Source organism: Streptomyces sp. STR69, from assembly GCF_024519455.1.
Lineage (GTDB): Bacteria > Actinomycetota > Actinomycetes > Streptomycetales > Streptomycetaceae > Streptomyces.
Genome location: NZ_JALJRY010000032.1, coordinates 68,776 through 87,954, shown reverse-complemented (window position 1 = coordinate 87,954; position 19,179 = coordinate 68,776). Strand labels below are relative to the sequence as shown.

At 68.8% G+C, this 19,179-nt stretch carries 13 protein-coding genes; 7 read left to right on the top strand and 6 right to left on the bottom strand.

Translation table 11 applies throughout. The features are described 5' to 3' along the window. Positions 1–12: 12 nt before the first annotated feature. The 3 genes from OC490_RS40405 to OC490_RS40395 all read left to right on the top strand — a co-directional run bounded on the left by OC490_RS40405 (position 13) and on the right by OC490_RS40395 (position 4,238). Positions 13–885, top strand: a complete 873-nt coding sequence (locus OC490_RS40405; protein ID WP_262063030.1) for a sugar ABC transporter permease — start codon at positions 13–15, stop codon at positions 883–885. Positions 886–1,060: 175 nt separating this feature from the next. Then, the gene (locus OC490_RS40400; RefSeq protein WP_262063029.1) at positions 1,061–2,725 is read left to right on the top strand and encodes a glycoside hydrolase family 13 protein; all 1,665 of its coding nucleotides are present in this window, start codon (positions 1,061–1,063) and stop codon (positions 2,723–2,725) included. 136 nt (positions 2,726–2,861) lie between these two features. Then, positions 2,862–4,238 carry an alpha-amylase gene (locus tag OC490_RS40395; RefSeq protein ID WP_262063028.1) on the top strand — a complete coding sequence of 459 codons (1,377 nt, stop codon included), beginning with the start codon at positions 2,862–2,864 and terminating at the stop codon, positions 4,236–4,238. Here OC490_RS40395 and OC490_RS40390 read toward each other — a convergent pair. Next, a complete protein-coding gene (locus tag OC490_RS40390; RefSeq protein ID WP_262063027.1) occupies positions 4,214–5,077 on the bottom strand; it encodes a helix-turn-helix transcriptional regulator in 864 nt (287 codons plus the stop codon). The two genes, OC490_RS40395 and OC490_RS40390, sit on opposite strands and share 25 nt — an antisense overlap. An 86-nt stretch (positions 5,078–5,163) precedes the next feature. Between OC490_RS40390 and OC490_RS40385 the strand changes: the two genes are divergently transcribed. Beyond that, positions 5,164–5,946 carry an SDR family NAD(P)-dependent oxidoreductase gene (locus OC490_RS40385; RefSeq protein WP_262063026.1) on the top strand — a complete coding sequence of 261 codons (783 nt, stop codon included), beginning with the start codon at positions 5,164–5,166 and terminating at the stop codon, positions 5,944–5,946. Between the two features lie 52 nt (positions 5,947–5,998). Here OC490_RS40385 and OC490_RS40380 read toward each other — a convergent pair whose 3' ends face one another. Continuing rightward, entirely contained in the window at positions 5,999–6,601 is a 603-nt protein-coding gene (locus OC490_RS40380; RefSeq protein WP_262063025.1) for a DUF4232 domain-containing protein, read from the bottom strand. A 136-nt stretch (positions 6,602–6,737) separates the two neighbouring features. Next, positions 6,738–8,813, bottom strand: coding sequence for a carbohydrate-binding module family 20 domain-containing protein (locus OC490_RS40375; protein ID WP_262063024.1), 2,076 nt, complete (start codon positions 8,811–8,813; stop codon positions 6,738–6,740). Between the two features lie 191 nt (positions 8,814–9,004). Between OC490_RS40375 and pulA the strand changes: the two genes are divergently transcribed. From pulA to OC490_RS40360, 3 genes are all read left to right on the top strand, one after another. Further along, a complete protein-coding gene (gene pulA / locus OC490_RS40370; RefSeq protein WP_262063023.1) occupies positions 9,005–14,410 on the top strand; it encodes a pullulanase-type alpha-1,6-glucosidase in 5,406 nt (1,801 codons plus the stop codon). A gap of 76 nt (positions 14,411–14,486) precedes the next feature. Beyond that, complete coding sequence (locus OC490_RS40365; protein WP_262063022.1) at positions 14,487–16,106, top strand: fused response regulator/phosphatase; 1,620 nt, start codon at positions 14,487–14,489, stop codon at positions 16,104–16,106. 35 nt (positions 16,107–16,141) lie between these two features. Then, positions 16,142–16,498, top strand: a complete 357-nt coding sequence (locus OC490_RS40360) for a 5-carboxymethyl-2-hydroxymuconate Delta-isomerase (protein WP_262063021.1) — start codon at positions 16,142–16,144, stop codon at positions 16,496–16,498. A gap of 20 nt (positions 16,499–16,518) precedes the next feature. Here the strand turns inward: OC490_RS40360 and OC490_RS40355 are convergent, their stop codons facing one another. The 3 genes from OC490_RS40355 to OC490_RS40345 all read right to left on the bottom strand — a co-directional run bounded on the left by OC490_RS40355 (position 16,519) and on the right by OC490_RS40345 (position 19,172). Further along, on the bottom strand, positions 16,519–17,208 hold the full coding sequence (locus OC490_RS40355; protein WP_262063020.1) for a TetR/AcrR family transcriptional regulator: 690 nt from the start codon (positions 17,206–17,208) through the stop codon (positions 16,519–16,521). A gap of 69 nt (positions 17,209–17,277) precedes the next feature. Next, complete coding sequence (locus OC490_RS40350) at positions 17,278–18,303, bottom strand: PDR/VanB family oxidoreductase (RefSeq protein WP_262063019.1); 1,026 nt, start codon at positions 18,301–18,303, stop codon at positions 17,278–17,280. Then, a complete protein-coding gene (locus OC490_RS40345; RefSeq protein WP_262063018.1) occupies positions 18,303–19,172 on the bottom strand; it encodes a metal-dependent hydrolase in 870 nt (289 codons plus the stop codon). Before OC490_RS40345 ends, OC490_RS40350 begins: the two co-directional genes overlap by 1 nt. Positions 19,173–19,179 lie beyond the last annotated feature (7 nt).

Genomic DNA, 19,179 nt, shown 5'->3' with positions numbered 1-19,179 from the left:
ACAGGAGCCCCCATGAGCAGTACGACCGACACCCCGCCCCAACGGGTGCGCCGCCGGGGCGAGTTGAGCCGCTCCGGCACCCTCGCCTCGCACGGCATCCTGATCGTCGCGAGCCTGATCGCGCTCTTCCCGATCGCCTGGCTGGTCTTCCTCTCGCTGGGCCCGGACTCGGACGACTACCTCCACCCGGCCGGCATCTGGAAGAAGATGACGTTCGGCAACTACTCGTTCGTGCTCCAACACACCGAGTTCTTCGACTGGTTGAAGAGCTCGATGATCGTCTCGCTCGGCACCTCGTTCATCGGCGTGACGATCGCCGCGACCACCGGCTACGCCGTCTCGCGGATGCGTTTCCCCGGCTACCGGAAGTTCATGTGGGTCCTCCTGGTCACCCAGATGTTCCCGATAGCGGTACTCATCGTGCCGATGTACCAGATCCTGGCGGACCTGCAGCTGATCGACAGCTACCTTGGTCTCATCCTCGTCTACTGCTCGACCACGGTGCCCTACTGCGCATGGCTGCTGAAGGGCTACTTCGACACGATCCCGTTCGAGATCGACGAGGCCGGACGCGTCGACGGGCTGAACCCCTTCGGCACGTTCGCGCGACTGATCCTGCCGCTCGCCAAGCCGGGCCTGGCGGTCGCCGCGTTCTACAGTTTCCTCACGGCTTTCGGCGAGGTCGCGTTCGCGTCCACGTTCATGCTTTCCGACACGAAGTACACGTTCGCGGTCGGGTTGCAGACGTTCGTGAGCGAGCACGACGCGCAACGCAACCTGATGGCTGCGACGGCTGTGCTGATCGCGATACCTGTGGCCGCGTTCTTCTATCTCGTGCAGAAGAACTTGGTCACCGGGCTTACTTCGGGCGGCACGAAGGGCTGACGACGGGTTCGTTGTCGGCTGCGGCGCCGTCGTGGCTGGTCGCGCAGTTCCCCGCGCCCCTTGAGGGGGGCGCTGCCCCCTCACCCCCTGAGACCCGGGGCGGCCGTAACGTCCATCCGACCCCGCTGACGTTACGGCCGCCTCGCCCCAACTTCCGTTACGTACCAAGGACGCCATGACCCAGCAGCACTCGGCCATCGCCCCGGCACCGAACCCCGCCAAAGCCAAGCGCGGCGACTGGTGGCGGGATGCGGTCATCTACCAGGTCTATCCGCGCAGCTTCGCCGACAGCAACGGCGACGGCATGGGTGACCTGGAGGGCGTACGCTCCCGACTCCCGTATCTGCGTGACCTCGGTGTCGACGCCGTCTGGCTCAGCCCGTTCTACGCCTCCCCGCAGGCGGACGCGGGCTACGACGTCGCCGACTACCGTGCCGTGGACCCGATGTTCGGCAATCTGCTCGACGCCGACGCGCTGATCCGTGACGCCCATGGTCTCGGTCTGCGTGTCATTGTCGACCTCGTTCCCAACCACTCCTCGGACCAACACGATTGGTTCAAGCGGGCGTTGAGGGAAGGCCCGGGCTCGCCGCTGCGGGAGCGCTATCACTTCCGCCCGGGCAAGGGCGAGCACGGCGAACTCCCGCCCAACGACTGGGAGTCCATCTTCGGCGGCCCGGCCTGGACCCAAGTCCCGGACGGGGAGTGGTACTTGCACCTCTTCGCGCCCGAGCAGCCCGACTTCAACTGGGAACATCCGGCGGTGGGCGACGAGTTCAGGTCCGTCCTGCGCTTCTGGCTCGACATCGGCGTCGACGGATTCCGGATCGACGTGGCCCATGGGCTGGTGAAGGCGGAGGGGCTGCCCGACCTCGGCTCGCACGACCAGGTCAAGCTGCTGGGCAACGATGTCATGCCGTTCTTCGACCAGGACGGCGTGCACGACATCTACCGGCAGTGGCGCCTGGTCCTCGACGAGTACGCGGGCGAGCGCATCTTCGTCGCCGAGGCGTGGACCCCGACCGTGGAACGGACCGCCAACTACGTCCGCCCGGACGAGCTCCACCAGGCCTTCAACTTCCAGTACCTGTCGACGGATTGGGACGCGAAGGAGCTCCGTACGGTCATCGACCGGACACTGGAGGCCATGCGGCCGGTGGGCGCCCCCGCCACCTGGGTCCTGTCCAACCACGACGTCACCCGGCACGCCACCCGCTTCGCCAACCCGCCCGGCCTCGGCACCCAGATCCGCACGGCCGGGGACCGGGAACTGGGCCTGCGCCGGGCCCGCGCGGCGACGCTGCTGATGCTGGCGCTGCCCGGCTCGGCGTACGTCTACCAGGGCGAGGAACTCGGCCTGCCGGATGTCGTCGACCTGTCGGACGAAGTGCGCCAGGACCCGGCCTACTTCCGCGGCGCCGGACAGGACGGGTTCCGTGACGGGTGCCGGGTGCCGATCCCGTGGACCCGCACCGGATCGTCGTACGGTTTCGGGAACGGCGGGAGTTGGCTGCCGCAGCCGGACGGCTGGGGCGAGTTGAGCATCGAGGCGCAGACCGGGACGGCCGGCTCGACGCTTGAGCTGTACCGGGCCGCGCTGGCCGCCCGCCGCACGCAGCCCGACCTCGGCGCGGGCGACTCGGTGGAGTGGCTGCGGGCGCCCGAGGGCGTACTCGCCTTCAGGCGGGGGGAGTTCGTGTGTGTCGCGAACACGAGCGGGGAGTCGGTGACGACGTCGGCGTACGGCCGTCTGCTGCTCGCCAGCGGTGAGGTGACCGAGGCGGACGGCGAGGCGAAGCTGCCCGCCGACACGACGGTCTGGTGGACCACCACCCCGTAACGGCGAAGTTCTTGCAGCAACTTCACACGGCCCGCTGCCCTTTTGGGCGGCGGGCCTTTAACATCTGGCCACCGCAAGGTTTCCACGGGATTTCAGCAAGAACCTTCAAGAACCTTCAACGAAGAAGGAACCCCACATGGCCAGCAGTAGATCACTTGCAGGCGCCTTCGCCCTCGCCGCCGCGACGGCGGTCCTGGTGCCCGGCACCGCACACGCCTCCCCGCCCGGCACCAAGGACGTCACCGCCGTCCTCTTCGAGTGGAACTTCGCCTCCGTCGCCAAGGAGTGCACCAACACCCTCGGCCCGGCCGGCTACGGCTACGTGCAGGTCTCCCCGCCCGCCGAGCACATACAGGGCTCGCAGTGGTGGACGTCGTACCAGCCGGTGAGCTACAAGATCGCCGGGCGGCTCGGTGACGCGACCGCCTTCCAGAACATGATCAACACCTGCCACGCGGCGGGCGTGAAGGTCGTCGTCGACACGGTCATCAACCACATGTCGGCGGGCAGCGGCACCGGCACCGGCGGTTCGTCGTACACGAAGTACAACTACCCCGGCCTGTACTCCTCGTACGACATGGACGACTGCACCTCCTTGGTCAGCGACTACGCCAACCGCGCCAACGTGCAGAACTGCGAACTCGTCGGCCTCGCCGACCTGGACACCGGCGAGGAGTACGTCCGCGCCACCATCGCCGGCTACATGAACAGCCTCCTCGGCTACGGCGCCGACGGCTTCCGCATCGACGCGGCCAAGCACATCCCGGCGACCGACCTCGCGAACATCAAGTCCCGGCTGAGCAACCCGTCGGTGTACTGGAAGCAGGAGGTCATCTACGGCAGCGGCGAGGCCGTCCAGCCCACCGAGTACACCGGCAACGGGGACGTCCAGGAGTTCCGCTACGCCTACGACCTCAAGCGCGTCTTCAACAACGAGAACCTCGCCTACCTGAAGAACTACGGGGAGGGCTGGGGCTACATGAGCAGCTCGGTCGCCGGAGTCTTCGTCGACAACCACGACACCGAGCGCAACGGCAGCACGCTGAACTACAAGGACGGCGCCAACTACACGCTGGCCAACGTCTTCATGCTCGCCTACCCCTACGGCGCCCCGGACATCAACTCCGGCTACGAGTGGTCGGACACGGACGCCGGACCGCCCAACAACGGTGCGGTGACGGCCTGTTGGCAGGACGGCTGGAAGTGCCAGCACGCCTGGCCGGAGATCAAGTCCATGGTCGCCTTCCGCAACGCCACCAGCGGCCAGTCCCTCACCAACTGGTGGGACGACGGCAACGACGCGATCGGCTTCGGCCGGGGCAGCAAGGGCTACGTGGCCGTCAACCACGAGTCGTACTCGCTGACGCAGACCTACCAGACGTCACTGGCCGCGGGCACGTACTGCAACGTCCAGAACAACACGTCGGTGACGGTGAACTCCAGCGGGCAGTTCACCGCCACCCTCGGCTCCAACACGGCGCTGGCGATCTACGTCGGGAAGCCGACCTGCTGATCCATCCGCTGCGTCCCGATGACGGCCAGCAGGCGCAACGCCTCCTCCGACGGTGAGCCCGGGGTGGCGGTGTAGATCACGACCTGCTGGTCCCGGTCGGTGATGTCGAGGGCGTCGCAGTTGACGGTGACCGGGCCAACCACCGGGTGCTGGAAGGTCTTGGTCAGGGTGGGCTCGGCGGACACGTCGTGCGACTCCCACAGCCGACGGAACTCCTCGCTTCCGGCGAGGAGTTCGGCCACCAGCCCGGTCACCGCCGGCGAGTCGGGGTAGCGGGCGGCGACGGCACGCAGCCGCTGTGCCGAGTGCCGGGCGAAGGCGTCGACGTCCGACACCCCGTACAGCCTGCTGCCTTCCGGGCGCGGGGTGAGGAAGGCACGGCGCAGGAGGTTGCGGTCGCGCGGGGGCAGGGCGGAGAAGTCCTCCATGAGGGCGGCGGCGAGATCGTTCCAGGCCAGTACCTCGAAGGTCGCGGACGTCACGAAGGCCGCGGCCTGCGGCAGCCGGCGCAGCAGGTCGAGAAGGCTCTGCCGCACCTCGCGCGAGGGCCCGGGCGGCGGTCCGGGCGGAGCCCCGGCGAGGTGATGGAGATGCCCGCGCTCGGCGTCCGACAGCCGCAGCGCCCGCGCGAGACCGCCCAGCACCTCCCGCGACGGACGCGGCCCCCGGGCCTGTTCGAGCCGTGTGTAGTACTCGGTCGAGATGAACGCCAGCTGCGCCACCTCCTCGCGCCGCAGCCCGGGTGTACGGCGACGCGGACCGCGCGGCAGCCCCACCTCGGCGGGGGAGATCCGCTCGCGCCTGCTGCGCAGGAACGCTGCGAGTTCTTGCTTGTCCACGCCCCCAGTGTGCGCCGGGCGCGGGGCCCCATCCAGGTACCGCCGGTGCCTGGATGAGCCGTGGCCTCGGGGCCAGGCTCGAAGCCATGGAAAACACCGCGATTACCCACCAGGGCCTGCTGACCGACAAGGTCGCCTTCATCACCGGCGCCGGCCGCGGTATCGGTGCGGCTGCCGCCCGGCTCTTCGCCCGCGAGGGCGCCCGGGTCCTGCTGGCGGCCCGCACCGAGGACCAGCTCAAGGCGGTCACCGAGGAGATCCGCGCGGCGGGCGGCACCGCGGACTACGTGGTCTGCGACCTGGCCGACGCGGCGAGCGTCCGCGCCGCCGTTGACCGCACGGTGCAGGTCTACGGCCGCCTCGACATCGCCTTCAACAACGGCGCGATCGCCCAGCACCCCGGCCCCCTGGACGAACTCCCCGAGCCGGACTTCGACCACATCACCAGCGTGAACCTCAAGGGCGTATGGCTGGCCATGACCGCGGAGGTCAAGGCCATCCGTGCCACCGCCTCCGGCGGCGCCATCGTCAACAACTCCTCCATCGGCAGCCTCCGGGCCAACCCCGTCCTGCCCGTCTACGGCGCCCTGAAGCGGGCTGTCAACAGCCTCACCCAGTCCGCCGCCGTCACCTACGGCCCCGAGGGCATCCGCGTCAACGCGGTCGCCCCCGGCGGCACGCTCACCGAGATGGTTCGCGACTGGGACGCGGCCACTCCCGGCGTCATCGATCGTATGAAGTCCATGACCCCGCTCGGCCGCACGGCCGCCCCCGAAGAGATCGCCGAAGCCGCCCTCTGGCTCCTCAGCGACCGGGCCTCCTTCGTGTCGGGCGCGATCCTGCAGGTGGACGGGGGAGCGGGCGCGTGAAAGGCCGCCACCGGCGGCGCAGCTCCCGGTGGCGGCCCGCCCCGCCGTGAGGTCAGGGCGTGACGTCGATGTGCCGCGCCAGCGCGGTGACCGACAGGTCGCCGTGGTCGACCCACTGGGGGAAGGCCAGCGTCTTGTGCCGGGTGGAGCCGGGCGGGGTGATCTCCAGGAAGGAGGCGCGCACCGCGCCCGACGTGCCCGTGTTGGCGTGGGTCCAGGCGACGACGGCCTCGGCGCTCTGGCCGTCCTTGAGGGTGAGGGTCTTCTTCCCGGGGTTGTGCGCGTACCAGGTGTTGCCCCAGTGGGTGTGGGCCGTGAGCTTCTTGTGCGCGGAGTTCTCCAGACCCAGACCCGGGTAGCCGCGCAGCGCACAGGTCTTGCCGCTGAGGTTGCGCAGCGTGATGACGACACCCTGGTGGTTCATGCCACCGGCGAGCTGCCGGCCGAAGCCGGCCTTGAGCGCCCCGGCGGAGCAGGTCGGCGTCGCCTTCGCGGTGCTCGTGGAGGTCGCGGCGTTCGCGGTGGTCGCCCAGGCCGCGAGACCCAGCCCGGCGACGGCGGCCAGACCGATCACCGTACGCCCGAAGCGGCGGTCGGCGCGGTGCCGGGGCTTGGCGGGGCCGGCCTGGGCGGTGGTGTTCTGCTGCTCGTTCACGATGATCGTGCTCCCACTCCTGCTCCGCGACGCGGGCCGCTGTGTGCGCCCCGCGCCCTCCTTTGGTGTCGTGCACTGAGTCCGATGCGCGCCACCGCGGATTTGTTCGGAGAAATGAGCGGGAGTTCGAGAAGAGCTACTTCCAGGTGTCGCTCGCCGTGTAGCCGGACGAGGTGCCCGTCGTGTACGAGCGGTTCGTGCCGGACTCCCAGGTCACGGTCCCTGAGCTGTCCTTCTTGATGTACTTGTACGCGAAGGTCGTGCTCTTGGGGACGATGACGAGCTTGCTCCAGGTCGGGTACGACGCCGAGGACAGCGGGATCGCGTCGCTCGTGTTCCAGGAGCCGAGCGAGGCGATCGAGCCGACGACGTAGACGTTCGTGCCGAGGGTGGTGGTTGCCGTCTCATTGAAGGTGACGTCGGTGGCGTCGGCGTCGGCCACGTTCCAGGAGTTGTTGAGCGAGACCCCCGAAGTGGTCGTCGTGGCGGCCCTGTTGGCGTTCGACTCCCATGTGACGTTTCCGGACGAGTCCTTCTTGATGTACTTGAAGGCGAAGGACGTGTTGGTCGGCACGCTCACCGCCCCGGACCAGACCGGGTAGCCGGACGAGGACAGTGCGACCGCCTTCGAGGTGTCCCAGCCGCCCAGCGCGTCGATGGAGCCGACGACGTAGACGCTCGTGCCGGACGTGGTGGCCGCGTACTCGTTGAAGGTGGCGGTCACCGTGGAGCCGGACGAACCGCCGCCGCCGGTGTCGTCGCAGCCGACCGTGCAGGTGTAGGAGGAGTTGTAGAAGGCGATCGCGCTCTTCGCCGGGATGGTCAGGGACGCGCTGCCGCCCGCGACGGTGACGGTGGACGCGCCGCCGTCGACGACGTTCGAGTACGTGCCGTCGGCCATGCCCGTGGTGAAGGTGTAAGTCGCCGCCGAAGAGCCGTTGTTGAGCGCGAAGAAGCCCGCTCCGCTGCGGCCGAAGCCGATCACGCTCGACGACTTGGTCTGCCAGTCGGAGACGGCGGCCGTGTCGACCGTGTTGTGCCAGGCGACCATGCCGACGACCCCGGTGTCCCGGTCGAGGCAGTACCAACTGCCGCCGGAGCAGTCCGTGTCGGTCGCGAACCCGGACGAGTTCGGCGGTGCCTGGTCGCTCTGCGTCCACTCCCAACTGGCGTACACCGTCGGCGTGGACCACTTGTAGGCGAGCTGGAAGAGGTTGGCGAGCTTGTAGGTGTCGCCGTCCTTGTAGCTCATGTGCAGACCGTTGCGCTCGGTGTCGTGGTTGGTCACGAAGGACACCGAGTTGGCGGCCGGGAGGATGCCGCTGCTCTCCAGGGAGGACAGGTCGCTCACGTTGCCCTGGAAGGCCGACTTCATCCTGCTCGCGTAGGTGAAGTCGAGGACGTCACCGGAGGCGTAGTAGTCGCTGGGCTGCGGGGTCGAGCCCGGATAGATCTCCTGGAAGACGTACGGTGCGGCGCCCGCCGTCGTGCTCGTCAGCTTGCCCTCGATCGCCGCCAGGTCGGTCTCGGGGATGTGCTTGGCCGCGTCGATCCTGAACCCGTCGACGCCGAGGGCGAGTTGCTTGTTGAGGAAGTTCGCGATGCCCGCGCGGACCGAGTCCGAACCGGTCTTCAGGTCGGGCAGGCCCAGGAGTTCGCAGTTCTGGACCTGGGTGAGGTTCGAGTAGTCCTGGATGGTCAGGTCGGAGGTGGGGCAGTCCGCGGAGGTGTGGTAGTCGCCGGGGTCCCAGTCCGGGGTGTCGTACTTGCTGGTGATCGTGGTGCCGTTGTAGCCGGTACCGGTCTGCGCGGCGGTGTGGTTGATCACCGCGTCCGTGTAGACCTTGACACCCGCCGTGTGGCACGCGCTCACCATGCTCGCGAACTGGGCCGCCGTACCGAAACGGCTGTTCAGGTTGTACGAGTACGGCTGGTAGACGTCCCACCAGTAGTAGTTGGTCTGCTTGAGCGACTCGGCGGGCGGCGCCACCTGGACCGCGCCGTAGCCGGCCGGGCCCAGTACGTTCGTGCACTCCGAGGCGATGGAGTCCCAGTTCCATTCCCAGAGGTTGGCGATGACGTCGCCCTTGGCGGAGGTGTCCGCGTGGGCGGTGGCGGCGGGGAGGGCGACCACGCCCGCCAGGGCGAGGGCCCCGGCGGCCACGGCACCGGCCGCGCGCCTGATGGTTCCCGGTGTTCGGTATCTGCTCATGAGCGGCTCCGAAAGGGGGGTTCGGGGTTCAACAACTGGTGAGCGTGGGCCAGCTGAGAAGGACACGTCAAGGTTGCGGATGAAAGTTCTTTCTGTGACTTTCACATGTCTTGCTGCAACCCTTGCGTCAGCGATACCGTCTCGCCGGGGTCGGACCCGAACTGAGCCGCGATCGCAAGGAGTTCACGCCTGTGATACCGAGATGGCCGGCGCCCCGCACGCGCCGTACCGAGCGCCGGAGAAGGGCCACGGGCATCGTCGTCGCCGCACTTCTCGCGGCGTTCGTCCAACCCCTCGCCGCCCACGCCGCGACCCCGCCCGCACCCCCGTCCGACGCGAAGCTGGCGGCCACACCCGCCCGGCACGACGACACCCGCGAGCAGTTCTACTTCGTGATGCCGGACCGCTTCGCCAACGGTGACACCTCCAACGACCGGGGCGGGCTGACCGGTTCACGCCTCAGCACCGGCTACGACCCCACCGACAAGGGCTTCTACCAGGGCGGCGACCTCAAGGGCCTGACCGACCGGCTCGACTACATCAAGGGCCTCGGCACCACCGCCATCTGGATGGCCCCGATCTTCAAGAACCAGCCCGTGCAGGGCACGGGGGCCGACGCCTCCGCCGGCTACCACGGTTACTGGATAACGGACTTCACGAAGGTCGACCCGCACTTCGGCACCAACAAGGACCTCGCGACCCTCATCTCCAAGGCCCACGCCAAGGGCATGAAGGTCTTCTTCGACGTCATCACCAACCACACGGCCGACGTCGTCGACTACGAGGGCAAGTCCTACGACTACCTCTCCAAGGGCGCCTTCCCCTACCTCACCAAGGACGGGCAGCCCTTCGACGACGTCGACTACGCGGACGGCACGAAGACCTTCCCCGCCGTCTCCACCTCCTCCTTCCCGAAGACCCCGACCGTCCCCGCCGACAAGGCGGACGTGAAGGTCCCGGCCTGGCTCAACGACCCGACGATGTACCACAATCGCGGCGACTCGACCTACGTCGGCGAGAACGCCACCTACGGCGACTTCTCCGGCCTCGACGACCTGTGGACCGAACGGCCCGAGGTCGTCAGCGGCATGGAGAAGATCTACGAGAAGTGGGTGCGCGACTTCGGCGTCGACGGCTTTCGCATAGACACCGTCAAGCACGTCGACATGCCCTTCTGGACCCAGTGGGCGACGGCTCTCGACAAGTACGCCGCCGCGCACGGCCGTAGGAACTTCTTCATGTTCGGCGAGGTCTACTCCGCCGACACGTCGGTCACTTCGCCCTACGTCACGCAGGGCCGCCTGGACGCCACGCTCGACTTCCCCTTCCAGGACGCGGCCCGCGCCTACGCCTCGCAGGGCGGCAGCGCGCAGAAGCTCGCGAGCGTCTTCGGCGACGACTACAAGTACACGACCGACAAGGCGAACGCCTACGAGCAGGTCACCTTCCTCGGCAACCACGACATGGGCCGCATCGGCTACTTCCTCGACCAGGACAACCCGAAGGCCACCGACGCCCAGCTCCTCGCCAAGGACAGGCTCGCCAACGAGCTGATGTTCCTCAGCCGTGGCAACCCCGTCGTCTACTACGGCGACGAACAGGGATTCACCGGCTCCGGCGGCGACAAGGACGCCCGCCAGACGATGTTCGCGTCGAAGGTCGCCGACTATCTCGACGACGACGAGATCGGCACCGATCGGACGGCGGCGAGTGACTCCTATGACTCAACTGCCCCGCTGTACAAGGAGATCGCCGCTCTCTCCAAGCTGCGCAAGGACAACCCGGCACTGACCGACGGTGTGCAGACCGAGCGTTTCGCGGCCGACGGTGCCGGTGTCTACGCCTTCACGCGGACCAGTGGCAGTGCCGAGTACGTCGTCGCCCTCAACAACGCCGATACGGCCAGGACGGCGACGTTCGCGACCGGTTCGCCGGACATGAAGTACCGGGGGATCTACGGGACTTCGGCCGACGCGTCGAGCGGCGCCGACAACAAGGTGACGGTCACCGTCCCGGCCGGTTCCGCGATCGTGCTCAAGGCGGTTGGTTCCCTTGCCCGGCCGGTGAGCAAGCCGACGATCACCCTCAAGGCCCCGGACGCCGGAGCGACCGGCATCGTCGAGCTGGGCGCCGACGTCAACGGCGGCCAGCTCAACAGGGTCGTCTTCGCCGCCCGGACCGGCAACGGCAAGTGGCAGACGCTCGGTTCCGCCGACCACGCCCCGTACAAGGTCACCCAGACCATCGGCAAGGACGTGGCGCCCGGAACGGCCCTGCGGTACAAGGCAGTTGTGGTCGATTCCACCGGGCGCACGGCGAGCGCGACAGCGGCCTCCACCTCCGGCATCCCACCCGCCGCGGAGATCCCCACCGCCTCCTCCCGCGACTACGCGGTCGTCCACTACAAGCGCACCGACGGCGACTACGACAACTGGGGCCTCTACGCCTGGGGCGACCTGGCCGACGGCGAGGCGACGACCTGGCCGGCCAGTCACCCGTTCGTCGGGCGTGATGCCTACGGCGCCTTCGCCTACGTCAAGTTGAAGCCAGGGGCGACGAACGTCAGCTTCCTGGTGATCGACAAGGACGGCAACAAGGACGTCTCCGCCGACCGTTCGATCGATGTCACCAAGACCGGCGAGGTCTGGATCGAGCAGGGCAAGGAGGCCGTGCAGACTCGGCGCCCGGAGTATCCGGCGCAGGACACCGCCAAGGCCGTCATCCACTACCACCGGGCGGACGGCGACTACAGCGGCTGGGGGCTGCACGTCTGGACGGGTGCCGCGAACCCCACCGACTGGTCGAGCCCGCTGCAGCCGGTGAAGACCGACACCTACGGCGCTGTCTTCGAGGTGCCGCTCAACTCCGGTGCCAGCAGCCTCAGTTACATCCTCCACAAGGGTGACGAGAAGGACCTGTCCACCGACCAGTCGCTCGACCTCAAGTCCAACGGGTACGAGGTGTGGCTGCTGAACGGCCAGGAGAAGTACCTCCTGCCGCAGCCCGCCGGCAGCGCGGCGGCCCTCGACCTGACCACCTCCAAGGCGGTCTGGATCGACCGGAACACGGTCGCCTGGAACGGGTCCGATGCCGCCGCCTCCACCCAACTCCTGTACTCCCACGACGGTTCGATCGCCGTGCAGGACGGCACACTGACGAGCGACGACGAGCGCCGGCTGCGGCTGTCGAAGACCACGCTCACCGACGCGCAGAAGGCCAAGTTCCCCTATCTGAAGGACTACACGGCCTGGTCGGTCGATCCACGTGACCGGGACCGGGTGCGAGGGGCCCTGACCGGACAGCTCGTCGCCTCCCAACGGGCCGTCAACGGTGCCGTGTTGGCGGCGACCGGGGTGCAGATCGCCGGTGTCCTCGACGATGTGTACGCCGGCGCGACCAAGGCCGAACTCGGTCCGACCTTCCGCAACGGCCGTCCCACGCTGGCCGTTTGGGCGCCGACGGCGCAAAACGTGTCCCTCGATCTCGACGGCTCGCCGAAGAAGATGAGCCGCGATGCCACCACCGGCGTCTGGTCCGTCACCGGTCCGGCCTCCTGGAAGAACAAGCCGTACCGGTACGTCGTGAAGGTGTGGGCACCGACCGTCCGGAAGGTCGTCACCAACCAGGTCACCGACCCCTACTCGGTCGCCCTCACCGCCGACTCCGCGCGCAGCCTCGTCGTGGACCTCGACGACAAGTCCCTTGCCCCCAGCGGCTGGTCGAGCCTGAAGAAGCCCAAGGCGGTGGCGCTGAAGGACGCCGAGATCCAGGAGCTGCACATCCGGGACTTCTCCGTCGCGGACAAGACCGTCCCCGCGAAGGACCAGGGGACGTATCTCGCCTTCACCGACAAGAACAGCGACGGCTCGAAGCACCTGCGGTCGCTGGCCGAGTCGGGGACGTCGTACGTGCATCTGCTGCCCGCCTTCGACATCGCCACGATCCCCGAGAAGAAGTCCGAGCAGTCGACCACCGACTGCGACCTCGCCTCCTACGCGGCCGACTCGGAGCGGCAACAGGCGTGCGTGGCGGCCGTCGCCGCGAAGGATGCCTACAACTGGGGTTACGACCCTTACCACTTCACGGTTCCGGAGGGTTCGTACGCGACCGATCCGGACGGCACCGGCCGTACCGTCGAGTTCCGGAAGATGGTCAAGTCGCTGAACGAGGACGGGCTCCGGGTCGTCATGGACGTGGTCTACAACCACACGGCGGCCAGTGGTCAGGCGGACTACTCGGTCCTGGACAAGATCGTGCCCGGCTACTACCAGCGGTTGCTGGCCGACGGCAGCGTGGCCACCTCCACCTGCTGTGCCAACACGGCCACCGAGAACGCCATGATGGGCAAGCTCGTCGTCGACTCCGTGGTCACCTGGGCCAAGGAGTACAAGGTCGACGGCTTCCGCTTCGACCTCATGGGGCACCAGCCGAAGGCCAACATCCTCGCCGTACGCAAGGCGTTGGACGCGCTGACCCTCGCGAAGGACGGCGTCGACGGCAAGAAGATCATCATGTACGGCGAGGGCTGGAACTTCGGCGAGGTCGCCGACGACGCCCGTTTCGTGCAGGCCACGCAGAAGAACATGGCCGGCACGGGCATCGCGACCTTCTCCGACCGGGCCCGTGACGCGGTGCGCGGCGGCAGCCCCTTCGACGCCGACCCCGGTGTCCAGGGCTTCGCGTCCGGGCTCTACACCGACCCCAACTCCTCCACGGCGAACGGCACTTCGGCCGAGCAGAAGGCCCGTCTCCTGCACTACCAGGACCTCATCAAGGTGGGCCTGAGCGGCAATCTCGCCAAGTACCGGTTCACCGACACGGACGGCAAGGAGGTCACCGGTGCCGAGGTCGACTACAACGGCACGGCCGCCGGATACGCGGACGCGCCCGGCGACGCCCTCGCCTATGTCGACGCGCACGACAACGAGTCGCTGTTCGACGCGCTGACGTACAAGCTGCCCGCCGGGACCAGCGCCGCCGACCGGGCCCGGATGCAGGTCCTCGCGATGGCCACCGCCGCCCTCTCGCAGGGGCCGTCCCTCTCCCAGTCCGGGACCGACCTGCTGCGCTCCAAGTCCCTGGACCGCAACTCCTTCGACAGCGGCGACTGGTTCAACGCGATCCACTGGAACTGCGCCGACGGCAACGGCTTCGGACGGGGGCTGCCGATGGCGGCCGACAACGCCTCCAAGTGGCCGTACGCGAAAGGCCTGTTGACATCGGTCAAGGTGGGCTGCGGGCAGATCGAGGGGGCCTCGGCCGCGTATCAGGAGCTGCTGAAAATCCGTACGACGGAGGGTGTCTTCTCGCTCGACACGGCCGGGCAGGTGCAGGCGAAGCTGTCGTTCCCGCTGTCCGGGAAGGACGAGACGCCCGGGGTGATCACCATGGAACTCGGTGATCTCGTGATCGTGTTCAACGCGACGCCGAGCGGGCAGGAGCAGCGGGTGGACGCCCTGGCCGGCACCGGCTACCGGCTGCACCCGGTGCAGGCGGCGGGCGCGGACACGGTGGTGAAGTCCGCTTCGTACGACAAGGGGACCGGCACTTTCGTGGTTCCGGAACGCACTGTGGCGGTATTCACCCGGACATCCTGAAAGCGCATTATCGTGGTGGGGCAGGCTGCGGACACCGGCCTGCCCCACCGGTGTGTCAAAGGGCCAGGTCTGACAAATGGACGTCAATGGCAAGCTGACGCACGCGACCGTGCTGCTCGTGGACGACGAGCCCGCGAGCCGGTTCGCGGTCGAGAGTGTGCTGAGCCGGGCAGGCCATCGGGTCATCGCGGTCGGCAGCGGCGGCGAGGCGCTCACCGAACTCGACGTACGGCTGCGCAAGGGGAATCTGCCCGACGTGGCCCTGATCGACGTGCACCTGCCGGACATGAGCGGGTTCGAACTCTGCCGGCTGCTCAAGGAACGGCCGCGCATGGCGGGCCTGCCGGTCGTGCACGTCTCCGCCCTCGCCGTCCCCCCGAGCGACCGCTGCCCGGCGCTCGACGCGGGTGACGAAGCCTATCTGACGGTGCCCGCCGAGCCCGAGGAGATCGAGGCGGCCGTCCGGGCCGCGGTCCGCGCCGCCCGGCTGCGGGCCGACGACCAGGCGCTCGTCAGACGGCTGACCCTGCTGTCGGAGATGATCGTCACCATCCAGGCGGCGCGCTCCCTCCAGGAACTCGTCGAGGTCGCCGCCGACGGCACCGCACGGCTCACCAACACGCCGGCCGCCGTGTTCGTCCTCGACCGGGACGACGAGCTGTACCGCGGCCTGCCCCGGGAGCGCACCTCGGTCGCGCTGCCCGACCCCGGCGCCGACCGGGCCGTGGCCCGGCTGCTGCGGCGCCTCTCCCAGGGGCAGTCCGGGGTGCAGATCACCACGGTGCCCGCGCCGCTGTGGCCCACCGGCTACTTCCGGCCCGGCGTGGAGCACGACGCCCGGCTGGCGGTGGTCCTCACCCAGGAGGGCCGGGCCCCGGTCTGCCTTGCCGCACCCACCCGCGGGCTGCGCCGGGTCGGCCCCGAGGCCGAGGCGCTGCTGGCGCAGCTCGCCCAGGCCACCGCGCTCGCGGCCGAACCGCTCCTCATGTACCAGGTCGAACGGCATGTCGCCCTCACCCTCCAGCGCAGCTTCCTGCCCAAACCGGACCAGCTGCCCGAACTCCCGGGCGTCGACGCCGCCGTCCGCTACGTGCCCGCCTCCCAGGACGCCGAGATCGGCGGCGACTTCTACGCCGTACTGCGGGCCGGCGGGGGAGTGCTCTTCGCGGTCGGCGACGTCGTCGGGCACTCGCTGGAGGCGGCCACCGTCATGGTGGAGATCCGGCACGCGCTGCGCGCCTACTGCGTCGACGAGAGCGACCCGAGCGTGCTCGCCGAGCGGCTGGACCGGATGCTGCGGCACTACCACCCCGAGACCACGGCGACCATGTGCCTGGCCCTCGTCGACCCCGGCACCGGGCGCGCCCTGATCTCCAACTCGGGCCACATCCCGCCGCTGATCGTCCGGGACTCCGGCACCGCGGACTACGCCAAGGCGGCGGGCCCCCTGCTCGGCGTGGGCCTGTCCCACCCGCCGCCCACCGAACTGTTCCTCGAACCCACCGACCGGCTCCTGATGATCACCGACGGCCTGATCGAGACGCGCGGCACGGACATCGCGGCGTCCATGGAACACCTCCGCGCTGCCGCCTCCGGCGCCCTGCCCGGCCTGGACGCCCTGTGCGACACCCTCCTCGACTGCTTCGGCGTCGACCGGGAGGACGACATCGCGATGCTGGCGCTGCGACTAGGGTGAGCGGCGGGTTGTTGGCTTAGAACAGGAGTTGCTCCATGCCGCAGATCACCGTCGACCACTCCCACACGATCTCCTTCGACCAGGACGGCTTCGCCCGTGCGCTGCACGAGGCGGTGGTCGAGATCGCCGCGGCGAAGCCGGAGGCGTGCAAGACCCAGTTCCGCCCGAGCGAGTACACGGCCTTCGGGTACGAGGGTCTCGACGAGCTGGGACACACCGTCGTCCATGTCACCCTCGGCCTGCTCGCCGGACGCACCGAGGAGACCAAGGCCAAGCTGACCGAGAAGGTGCTGGAACTCCTCCGCGAGTACGTCGACGAGGACGGCTCCGTACTGCACGCCTCCGCCGAAGTGCGCGAACTCGACGCGTCCTACCGGAAGTTCGAGCGCTAGGACTCCTCCTGGACGCTGTCCTACGACGCCAGGGCGATGAGCCGGACGACGAGGTCGCTGAACGGCCCGTCGCCCGGCTCGTTCCTGAGGGACTCGCGGAGGAGGGTGCTGAGTTCCTCGTCGTACGCCGCGCTCACCGCCGCCAACGCCCCGAAGTCGTGCACGAGTTGGCGTTCCAGATCGGCGCGCGGGATACGCCGGCCGTCCAGCCAGATCAGTGCCGTCGACTCGACCAGCGAGATCCATGAACGGATCATCAACTCCAGCCGGGCGGGCGGCTGTTCGACCTTCATATGGGAGAGGATCTGGAGGTACGCGGCCTGCCGCACCCCGTCCACGAGCGCGTTGGTGGTGGACGAGCCGACAGCCGGACCGCCGCGCATCAGCGCCGCGAAACCGGGCCCGTGGTCGTCCACGAAGTCGAAGAACCGGCCCATCGCGAGCAGCAGCCGTCCCCCCAGCGACCCCTCCTCGGGGACCACGAACCGCCCGGCGAGGTCGTCCGAGGCGCGCTGCAACGCGGCCTCGTACAGGCTGAGTTTGCCGGGAAAGTAGTGGTAGACGAGCGGTCGCGAGATGCCCGCGGCGGCGGCTATCTCGTCGATGGAGACCTCGTCGGGCGAGCGGTGGCTGAACAGGTCGAGAGCGACGCCGATCAACTGCTGTCGCCGTTCCTCGACCCCCATCCTGCGGCGAACCCCGGTACTCATGCGAACACCTTACCGATCTGTTCCGGCCCCGAACGGGCCGGACCGACCAGGGTTGTTCACATCACCTCATCACAGATCCAACACCAGACGCGCACTTCGGGCCCGGGACACGCAGATCAGCATCGAGTCGGCCCGCTCGGTGTCCGTCAGCAACTCGTCCCGATGCTCAACTTCCCCTTCCAGCACCCGCTGTTGACAGGTTCCGCAGAATCCCTGCTCGCAGGAGTAGAGGGTGTTCGGCAGCTCCGCGCGGACGGCGGCGAGCACCGTGGAGTCGGCCGGTACGGTCAACGTCCGTCCGCTGCGCCGGAGTTCGAGCTCGAAGGCTTCGCCCTTGGATGAGGCCCGGGGAGCGAAGCGCTCCAGACGCACGTCCGGGAAACGCTCCGCGACGGCCGCCATGAGCCCCTCCGGCCCGCAGCAGTAGACGACGGCGCCCTCCGCTACGTCCGCCAACTCCCCGTCCAGATCCGGCAGTCCGGCCACCACGGTCACCCGGTCCGCGCCGAGCTCCTCGATCTCCGTCAGGAACGGCATCGACTCCCGCGTCCGACCGGCGTACAGCAGCCGCCAGTCGACGCCCTCCGGCAGTGCTCGGAGCATCGACAGGATGGGCGTGATCCCGATGCCGCCGGCCACGAAGACATACGCGGGCGCCTCGACGAGCGGGAACCTGTTGCGCGGCCCCCGCACCTCCAACTCCGCGCCCACCCGCACCTGTTCGTGCACCTCGCGCGACCCGCCCCGCCCGTCCTCGACCAGCCGTGTCGCGACCGTGTACGACGAGGTGTCCGCCGGATCCCCGCACAGCGAGTACTGCCGCACCAGCCCCGAAGGCAGCACCAGATCGATGTGCGCCCCCGGCTCCCAGCCCGGCAAGTCCCTTCCTTCCAGACGCAGTTGTACGACGCCGTCGGCGACCGTCTCCCGCGCGGCGACCCGCAGCCGTAGTGCCCGTGAGCGCGGCCGGCCGGAGGTCGGCGGGTCCAGCGCGGGCAGCGGCCACAGCGGTGAGACCCGCACCCGGCGCCGCAGCGCGCGCCGGGTCAGCAGCGCGGCACCGGCCAGCACCGCGACCGTGAGCGGCTTCGGCACTACTCCGCCCTCTTCTCGGCGGCCAGTGCCGCGGGCGAGGAGGCGAGATAGGCGACGGCCTGCTCGGTGCTGCCCTCCTGGGAGGGGTGGTAGGCGCGGCTCAGATAGCGGGGTATGGACCTGAGCATGTCGCCGGTCGCGGGCAGGGTGCCGCGTCGGCCGGCGACGTAGAAGTCCTTGAAGCTCGCGCGGCGGTCGACGAGGGTCGGGTCGTTGGCCATGAAGAAGCGGGCCCCGCGCTGCCACAGGAACATCAGCGCGGTGAACGCGGTGGCCCAGGTGCGGGCGCGCCGCCGGTAGCTGCCGTCGACGTGCAGGAAGAGGTCGAAGGCGACGGACCGGTGCTCGACCTCCTCGGCGCCGTGCCAGCGCAGCAGGTCCAGCATGGTCGGATCGGCGCCGCGCCGGTCCAACTCCTCGGCGTTCAGCACCCAGTTGCCGAGGAACGCGGTGTAGTGCTCGATCGCCGCGATGGTGGCGACCCGCTCCAGCAGCCACCACTTCCGGGCCCGGCCCGGGGGCAGGGTGCGGTCGCCGAGCAGCTTCTCGAAGAACCAGTCGACCTGCGCGGTGTACGGGGTCGGATCGAGTCCCAACTCCCGTAGATGCGGGAGGACTTCGTCGTGGGCCTGGGAGTGCATCGCCTCCTGGCCGATGAACCCGATCACGTCCTCGCGCAGCCGGTCGTCCCGGATGAGGGGCAGCACCTGCTTGTAGACGTGCACGAACCACCGCTCGCCGGCGGGCAGCAGCAGATGCAGCACATTGATCGTGTGCGTGGTGAACGGATCACCGGGCACCCAGTGCAGCGGGGTGCCCTCCCAGGAGAAGGACACCCTTCGGGCCTTGAGCGGCTGCTTGTTGGACATGGCGTCA